General features: G+C 59.7%; 4 protein-coding genes. 2 read left to right on the top strand and 2 right to left on the bottom strand.

Annotated elements, in window-relative coordinates; translation table 11 throughout:
* Positions 1 to 2 precede the first annotated feature (2 nt).
* The gene (locus JWR14_RS23100; protein ID WP_299712492.1) at positions 3 to 2621 is read left to right on the top strand and encodes a DNA topoisomerase III; all 2619 of its coding nucleotides are present in this window, start codon (positions 3 to 5) and stop codon (positions 2619 to 2621) included.
* 131 nt (positions 2622 to 2752) lie between these two features.
* Here the strand turns inward: JWR14_RS23100 and JWR14_RS23095 are convergent, their stop codons facing one another.
* Positions 2753 to 3871, bottom strand: coding sequence for a LysR family transcriptional regulator (locus JWR14_RS23095; protein ID WP_299712489.1), 1119 nt, complete (start codon positions 3869 to 3871; stop codon positions 2753 to 2755).
* Positions 3872 to 4207: 336 nt separating this feature from the next.
* On the bottom strand, positions 4208 to 6061 hold the full coding sequence (locus tag JWR14_RS23090; protein WP_299712486.1) for a phosphoenolpyruvate carboxykinase (GTP): 1854 nt from the start codon (positions 6059 to 6061) through the stop codon (positions 4208 to 4210).
* 498 nt (positions 6062 to 6559) lie between these two features.
* Between JWR14_RS23090 and JWR14_RS23085 the strand changes: the two genes are divergently transcribed.
* Positions 6560 to 7386: D-2-hydroxyacid dehydrogenase family protein (locus tag JWR14_RS23085; RefSeq protein WP_299712495.1), on the top strand; the 827-nt coding region annotated here is incomplete at its 3' end.

Genomic DNA, 7386 nt, shown 5'->3' with positions numbered 1-7386 from the left:
TCATCGCTGAAAAGCCTTCTGTCGCGAACGACATCGCGCGCGCTTTGGGCGGCTTCACCAAGCATGACGAATATTACGAAAGCGAAGACTACGTGCTGTCGTCGGCTGTCGGCCACTTGCTCGAAATTGCCGCGCCGGAAGAGTACGAGGTCAAGCGCGGCAAGTGGAGTTTTGCCAATTTGCCCGTCATTCCGCCGCATTTCGACCTGAATCCGATCGCCAAGAGCGAATCGCGGTTGAAAGTGCTGACAAAGCTGCTCAAGCGCAAGGACGTCGATCGCCTGATCAACGCCTGTGACGCGGGGCGCGAAGGCGAGCTGATTTTTCGCCTGATCGCGCAGCACGCGAAAGCCAAGCAGCCGGTGCAGCGCCTCTGGCTTCAGTCGATGACCGCCGGTTCCATCCGTGACGGCTTCGCGAACCTGCGCAGCGACGCCGACATGCAGCCGCTCGCCGACGCCGCCCGTTGCCGCTCGGAAGCCGACTGGCTCGTGGGCATCAACGGCACGCGCGCGATGACCGCGTTCAACAGCAAGGGCGGCGGTTTTTTCCTGACGACTGTTGGCCGCGTTCAGACGCCAACGTTGTCTATCGTCGTGGAACGTGAGGAAAAGATCCGCCGTTTCGTGTCGCGCGATTATTGGGAAGTGCGTGCGGAATTTATTGCCGCGAAGGGCATGTATGAAGGTCGCTGGTTCGACCCGAAATTCAAGCGCGTGGAAGGCGATCCGGAGCAACGCGACTCGCGGCTCTGGAGCTTGCCGGCTGCTGAAACCATTGTCGCGGCCTGCCGCGGCAAGACTGGCACGGTAACCGAAGAAGCGAAGCCGACCACGCAGATGTCGCCGCTGCTGTTCGACCTGACCAGCTTGCAGCGCGAGGCCAACGGCCGCTTTGGCTTTTCGGCCAAGAACACGCTCGGCCTGGCTCAGGCGCTGTATGAAAAACACAAGGTGCTGACCTACCCGCGGACCGACGCCCGCGCGCTGCCGGAGGATTACATCCCGACGGTGAAAGACACGCTCGCCATGCTCAAGGAGAGCAACAACTACTTGCCGCACGCGAAGCAGGTGTTGGACAAGGGCTGGGTGAAGCCGAACAAGCGCATCTTCGACAATTCGAAGATCAGCGATCACTTCGCCATTATTCCGACCTTGCAAGCGCCCAAGGCGCTGTCCGAACCGGAACAGAAACTGTACGACCTGGTTGTGAAGCGCTTCCTCGCAGTGTTTTTCCCGGCGGCCGAATACCTGGTCACCACGCGGATCACCGAAGTCTCCGGCCATCATTTCAAGACCGAAGGCAAGGTGCTGGTTGAACCAGGTTGGCTGCAGGTCTACGGCAAGGAAGTGGGCGGCGAAGAAGCCAATCTCGTGCAGGTCCAGAAGGACGAGAAAGTCGATGTCGAGAAGGTCGCGGCAGTCGGTCTCGTCACGAAACCGCCTGCGCGCTACAACGAAGCGTCGTTGCTCTCGGCCATGGAAGGCGCGGGCAAGCTCATTGAAGACGAGGAATTGCGCGAGGCGATGGCCGCGAAGGGTCTGGGCACACCGGCTACGCGTGCGGCGGTTATCGAAGGGCTGCTGGGTGAAAAGTACATGGTGCGCGAAGGCCGTGAGCTGATTCCAACGGCTAAGGCATTCCAGTTGATGACCTTGTTACGCGGCCTCGGCGTAGAGGAATTGACAGCGCCGGAACTAACCGGCGAGTGGGAGCACAAGCTGTCGCAGATGGAACGCGGCAAACTCCCGCGCGACGAGTTCATGCAGGAAATCGCGCGCATGACACAGACCATCGTGAAGCGCGCGAAGGAATACGACTCCGACACCATCCCGGGCGATTATTCGACGCTCGAAACACCGTGTCCGAATTGCGGCAGCCAGATCAAGGAGAACTATCGGCGATTCGCTTGTACGAAGTGCGAGTTCTCGATGTCGAAGATTCCTGGCGGACGACAGTTCGAGATTCCGGAAGTCGAGCAACTGATCAAGGACAAGACCATCGGGCCGTTGTCGGGTTTTCGCAGCAAGATGGGCCGGCCGTTCTCGGCGATCCTGAAGCTTTCCTTCGACGACGAAATCAAGAACTGGAAGCTCGAGTTCGACTTCGGTCAGGATTCAGGCGGCGAAGACGGCGAACCGGTGGATTTCTCGGAGCAGACACCGGTTGGCGCATGTCCGAAATGCCAGTCGCGTGTGTACGAGCACGGCATGAGTTATGTCTGCGAAAACTCGGTGGCGAATCCGAAGACCTGTGATTTCCGCTCGGGCAAGGTGATCTTGCAGCAGGAAATGTCGCGCGAGCAAATGTCGAAATTGCTGGAGGAAGGTCGGACGGATTTGCTGACAGGCTTCAAGTCGTCGCGCACGGGCCGGAACTTCAAGGCATTCCTCGTGAAGCAGCCGGACGGCAAGATCGGTTTCGAGTTCGAGAAGAAAGAGCCGAAGCCGGGTGCCAAGCCCGCCGTCAAGCGCGGTGCGGCGGCAGCAACTGAAGCGGAAGACGAAGGTGACGGCGATGTCGCCGTGGCAGCCAAGAAGACGACCGTGAAACCTGCAGCCAAAAAAGCGCCTGCAAAGAAGGCGGCGGCCAAGAAGGCGCCGGCTCGCAAAGCGGGTTAGTTTTCAGGTTTCAGGGCCGGTCGGTCAGGCCCGCAGCATTAAAAAAGCCCGCGAATCATTCGCGGGCTTTTTTTCGTTCATCGTGCTGGACAACGCCTAACCACTGAAGAAGCCTTACCACAGCGGCCTCCTCAGAACGGCGAGGGCATGGCCGGCATCGCACGCGAGCGCGACTTCGCGGCCTTGCCAGCGACCTTGTTGTCATCGGCGGAGGACACATCGGCTTCAAATCGTGCACCGCCTTCCGCTTCCGCATAGGCCGCGTGCGCGACCAGCGGTTCGGAATCGCGTTCGTCGATTGCCGGCGCGCCCGGCTTCACGAATCCGTCCTTCACCCACTGCTCGCCCAACTGATGATTCGGCGTCTGGCTGAAATGCTCGACAAGGTGATCGATAAACGTGCGCACCTTCGCGGGCAAATGGCGCCGGCTCGGATACGCGACATTGATCTCGACCTGCGGCAACTGATAGTCGCTCAGCAGGCGCACCAACTTGCCGCGCGTGGTGTCGTTGCCGATCAGGTAGCTCGGCAGGATGGCGATCCCCATGCCCAGCAGCGCGAACTGGCGCAGCATCTCGGTATTGTTCGCGACAATCACGTTCGTCGGCCGCACGCGCACTTCGCCTTCCGGACCCGTGAACACGCGCTCATCGCCGAAATATTCGGACGGCAAACTCAGCGACGGATGTTCGGACAAGTCTTCCGGTCGCGTCGGCACGCCGTGCTTTTCGAGATACCCGGGCGTGGCGCATACGGTCAGGCAGCCAGTCGTAAGGCGTCGCGTGACAATGCTCGCGCTGCGCATCTGGCGCGCGATCACAATGCCGACGTCGAAGCCCTCTTCCACCAGATCGACTTGCCGATCGACCAGCGTGACGTCCGGCACGACTTTCGGATAGCGCTCCGTGTAGGTCTGCAGCACGGGCGCGAGGTTGTGCAGGCCGAATACGACAGGTGCGACAATTCGTAGCGATCCGACCGGTTCGTGGTTACGTGCAACCACCATCTGTTCGACGTCCTCGAGCTCGTCGAGGATCTGGCGGGCGCGTTCCAGGTACACCTGGCCGGACTCGGTCAGCGACAGGCTGCGCGTGGTGCGGTTGAGCAAGCGGGTGCCCAGACGCCCCTCCAGGTCAGCGATATGACGTGTTGCCACTGCATTCGAGATATCCATCGCGCCGGCTGCGCGGGCAAAACTGCCGAGATCCGCCACACGGACGAATACTTTCATCGACTGCAAATGATCCATGAGACAACTCCTGCTGCTAGACGGCCTCTTTTAAATACTAGAAGCAATTCGGAATTATCCTAGGACTCTCGTTTTCGTGCAGAAGTTGCCTTAAATGTGACTTTTTCTGACAAAAGATTTCGGCTTTACCATTCAGTAAGGTGAAACACGGCGTATTGTTGCTGAATTCGGAACGATGTGACTAACAAACGTCCACCGCCATCATTCTGAAAAGCTGGCTGAAGCAATTTTGGCGCAGTACGACGGGAAATGCATAAGGGCCGCTAATGCGGCCCTTATTTCATCGATTATGTCGACTTCCGTCACTAATCACGCTTAACAAGCTTTTACAAAAAGTCAGGCCGACACCCGCTTTTCGATCGCGGCTTTTGTTTCTGCAAGTTCGACTGGCAGCCCCTGAGCGAGTTTCGTGAACAACTCATCGTGCAATTCGAGCTCTGTCCGCCATGCCGAGTCCTGCACGGAAATAACGCGCTCGAACTGCTCGCGAGTGAAATCGAGTGCGCCCCAGTCTATGTCCTCGAAGCGCGGCGAAAGCCCGAACGCGTGCTCATCGCCGTGAGTGGTGCCTTCAATACGGCCGATCATCCAGCTCAGCACCCGCATGTTGTCGCCGAAACCCGGCCACACGAACTTGCCATCCGCGTCCTTGCGGAACCAGTTCACGCAGAAGAACTTCGGCAGTTTGGCATCGAGTTGCTCAAGTCGTTCGCCCATTTTCAGCCAGTGGCCGAAGTAGTCGCTCATGTTGTAGCCACAGAACGGCAGCATGGCGAACGGGTCGCGCCTGACCACGCCCTGCTGGCCAGCCGCGGCGGCGGTGGTTTCCGAGCCCATGGTCGCGGCCATGTAGACGCCCTCGTTCCAGTTGCGCGCTTCCGTGACGAGCGGCACGGTGTCGGAACGGCGCCCGCCGAAGATAAACGCATCGATCGCGACGCCGGCCGGATTTTCCCAGTCGGCATCAATCGATGGGCATTGCGCAGCCGGCGCCGTGAAACGCGCGTTCGGATGTGCTGCCTTCTTGCCCGACTCAGGCGTCCAGTCGTTGCCCTGCCAATCGATCAGGTGCGCCGGTGGCGTGTCGGTCATGCCTTCCCACCAGATATCGCCGTCATCGGTGAGCGCCACGTTCGTGAAGATCACGTTCTCCTTGAGCGTCGCCATGGCGTTGAAGTTGGTCTTCTCGCTCGTGCCCGGCGCCACGCCGAAATAGCCCGCCTCTGGGTTGATCGCGTACAACCGGCCGTCGCGGCCCGGCTTGATCCAGGCAATGTCATCGCCGATCGTCGAGACCTTCCAGCCCGCCATATCCTGCGGCGGGATCAGCATCGCGAAGTTGGTCTTGCCGCACGCCGACGGAAACGCCGCCGCGACGTGATACTTGCGCCCTTCCGGCGACGTCACCCCAAGAATCAGCATGTGTTCGGCGAGCCAGCCTTCGTCGCGTCCCATCGTCGATGCAATTCGCAGCGCGAAACATTTCTTGCCGAGCAGCGCGTTGCCGCCATAACCCGAACCGAAACTCCAGATCTCGCGGCTTTCCGGAAAATGAACGATGTATTTCGTGTCGTTGCACGGCCACGGCACGTCCTTCTGCCCCGCTAGCAAAGGCGCACCGACCGAATGCACGCAGGGCACGAACTCGCCGCTGGCGCCCAGCACGTCGTATACCGCCCGGCCCATGCGCGTCATGATGCGCATATTCGTCACCACGTACGGGCTGTCAGTCAATTCCACGCCAATATGGGCGATCGGCGAGCCGAGCGGGCCCATCGAAAATGGGACGACGAACATTGTGCGGCCGCTCATGCAGCCGTCGAAGAGACCATCCAGCGTGAGACGCATTTCCGCCGGATCGATCCAGTTGTTCGTCGGACCGGCCTGTTCCGGACGCGCCGAGCAGATGAACGTGCGATCTTCCACCCGCGCGACGTCGGACGGGTCCGAGCAGGCAAGATAGGAATTAGGCCGTTTGGCGGGATTGAGGCGTTTGAGGGTGCCGGCATCGACCATGAGTTGCGACAGCCGGTCGTATTCCTCCTCGGATCCGTCGCACCATTCGATCCGGTCCGGCTTCGTCAGCGCGGCGACCTGTTGCACCCAATCGATGAGTTTCTGGTTCTTCACGTACGCCGGTACATCGCTATCGGCGGCCACGTTTTGATCTACTACTGCGGGCTGGTTCATCGAGCACACTCCGTTCTTGGAAGAGAAAACGGTTTGCAACTCGCCGGCGCTGCTCGCGAGAGGCGCATTCCGGGTCGCCGGTTCACCCGCACGGAGGAACTCACGTAGCAGACGGCGACACAAAAACAAGGCATGCGTCGGGGAGTTGTCTAGCCTTGGTGGCGACTGCCGTCCTGAAATCGCGGCTTGCGTCGGCACGGAACAAGCTGTTAAAAAGGGATAGGAATTGTCTCCATCGTTGCCGGTATTCCGGCGGTAGCGACGCGTGAATGGCTAAACTGCCTATTCCGCATTCGAATTCTTTCAAACACCCATTCGACGATCGGTAAATTCGTCGGGTTACACCAGCAGCTTAACGCGACGCGATGCCCGTATTTTGGCGAATTTATACGTAATTACCCGATTTCTCCGTAATTACCCGAACTTACCGCGTTGATCCCTGTCCATCCTCGAATTTCTGCAGCACGTTTGATGCCAATCAAAAGCCAATCCATGCCAATCAAAATTGCCATCCTGGACGACTACCAAGACGCCGTTCGCAAGCTCGATTGCTTTAGTCTGCTCGCCGATCACGAGGTGAAAGTATTCAATAACACGGTGCGCGGACTCGGACAGTTGGCTAGCAGACTCTCGGAAGTAGAAGCGCTCGTTTTGATCCGCGAGCGCACCCGGATCAGCTCGCAACTGCTCGACAAACTGCCGCGGCTGCGCATGATCAGCCAGACCGGCAAGGCGGGCGGCCATATAGAACTCGACGCCTGTACCGAGCGAGGCATTGCGGTGCTGGAAGGCACCGGTTCGCCGATCGCGCCGGCCGAGTTGACCTGGGCGTTGATCATGGCTGCGCAACGCCGAATTCCCCAGTATGTCGCGAACCTGAAGCAGGGCGCGTGGCAGCAGTCCGGCCTGAAGACCTCCGCGTTACCGCCGAATTTCGGTCTGGGCCAGGTGCTTCGAGGCCAGACGCTCGGGATCTGGGGATACGGAAAGATTGGCCAGTTGCTCGCCGGTTACGGCAAGGCGTTTGGCATGAAAGTGGTGATCTGGGGCCGGGAGCGCTCGCAGGCTGCCGCCCGTGCAGACGGCGTGGATGTGGCCGAGAGCCGCGAAGCGTTGTTCGAACAGAGCGATGTGCTCTCGTTGCATCTGCGGCTGACCGACGATACGCGCGGCATTGTCACGGCCGCCGATCTGATGCGCATGAAACCCACCGCGCTATTTGTGAATACCAGCCGCGCGGAATTGCTCGAAGAAAACGCGCTGCTCAATGCGCTGCATCACAACCGGCCGGGGATGGTTGCTATCGACGTGTTCGAGAGCGAGCC

Origin of the sequence: Caballeronia sp., assembly GCF_028292365.1 — a bacterium.
Taxonomy (GTDB): domain Bacteria; phylum Pseudomonadota; class Gammaproteobacteria; order Burkholderiales; family Burkholderiaceae; genus Caballeronia.
Note: the sequence above shows the minus strand (reverse complement) of the source record. Positions and strands in the feature narration are given on the sequence as shown.

Bases quoted from the DNA above. Each gene is read 5' to 3' on its own strand.
- JWR14_RS23095 (WP_299712489.1), bottom strand. From the start codon at position 3,871: ATGGATCATTTGCAGTCGATGAAAGTATTCGTCCGTGTGGCGGATCTC.
- JWR14_RS23090 (WP_299712486.1), bottom strand. From the start codon at position 6,061: ATGAACCAGCCCGCAGTAGTAGATCAAAACGTGGCCGCCGATAGCGAT.